Consider the following 1,409-nt stretch of genomic DNA (forward strand, 5'->3'; position numbering starts at 1 on the left):
CACCTCAAAGAAACCGACACTGAAGCCCGGTTCGAGTTCAAGAAAGAGGAGAACGCCGCGGTGCGCTCCGAGAAGGGCCTGACAGAGGAGGTCATCCGCATGATCTCCGAGGACAAGGACGAGCCCGACTGGATGCTCGAGCGCCGTCTGCGCGCGCTCAAGCAGTACCACAACATGCCGATGCCAACGGACTGGCCCGGCCAACCGGACCTGACCCAACTGGACATCGAAGAGATCGTCCCCTACATCCGCCCGGACGTCGACAAGCGTGAAGGCGTCGACGACTGGACGGAGCTGCCCGACGAGATCAAAGACACCTTCGACAAACTGGGTATTCCGGAAGCCGAGAAGAACGCCCTCTCGGGCGTCGGTGCCCAGTACGAGTCCGAAGTCGTCTACCAGAACATGCAAGAGCAGTGGGAGGAGAAGGGCGTGGTCTTCATGAACATGGACCGCGCCGTCAAAGAGCACCCAGAGCTCGTCAAAGAGTACTTCATGACGACCTGTGTGCCCCCGAGCGACAACAAGTTCGCTGCACTCCACGGTGCCGTCTGGTCCGGCGGCTCGTTCGTCTACGTTCCAGAAGACGTCACCGTCGAGATGCCAGTCCAGGCGTACTTCCGGATGAACTCGGAAGGGATGGGCCAGTTCGAGCACACGCTCATCGTCGCCGAGGAAGGCTCGGAAGTCCACTACATTGAGGGCTGTTCCGCACCGAAATACGGTGCCCACAACCTCCACTCGGGCTGTGTCGAGGTCTTCGTCGGCGAGGACGCACACGTGCAGTACTCCACGGTGCAAAACTGGTCGAAGAACACGTTCAACCTGAACACCAAGCGCGCCATCTGTGAGGCAAACGGCACGATGGAGTGGGTCTCCGGCAGTATGGGCTCGAAGGCGACCATGCTCTACCCGTGTACGATCCTCAAGGGCCGCGGCGCGACCGACACCCACATCACCATCGCCTTTGCGGGCGAGGGACAGAACATCGACACCGGCGCAAAAGTCTACCACAACGCACCCGAAACGAGTTCGACCATCGAGTCGAAGTCGATCTCGAAAGACGGCGGCCGCACCAACTACCGCGGGCTCGTCCACATCGCCGACGGCGCCGAGAACTCCTCGACTGCCGTCGAGTGTGACGCGCTGATGTTCGACAACGAGTCGACCAGCGACACCATGCCGTACATGGAGATCGAAGAGTCGAAAGTCGACGTCGCCCACGAGGCCACCGTCGGTAAAATCGGCGACGAAGACATCTTCTACCTCCAGAGCCGCGGGCTGGACGACGACGACGCCAAGAAGATGATCGTCGCCGGCTTCATCGAGCCGATCACGGAGGAACTGCCCATCGAGTACGCGGTCGAACTGAATCGCTTGATCGAACTCGAGATGGAGGGAAGTCTCGG

1 protein-coding gene is annotated in these 1,409 nt (G+C 60.6%); it reads left to right on the forward strand.

Going from position 1 to position 1,409, the window contains the following annotated elements; genetic code table 11:
- Positions 1–1,409, forward strand: a 1,409-nt coding sequence (sufB, locus tag GRS80_RS15115; RefSeq protein ID WP_160048290.1) for a Fe-S cluster assembly protein SufB, incomplete at both ends; no start/stop codon positions are given.

Source organism: Natrialba sp. INN-245, from assembly GCF_009807105.1.
In the GTDB taxonomy this organism is placed as follows: domain Archaea; phylum Halobacteriota; class Halobacteria; order Halobacteriales; family Natrialbaceae; genus Natrarchaeobius; species Natrarchaeobius swarupiae.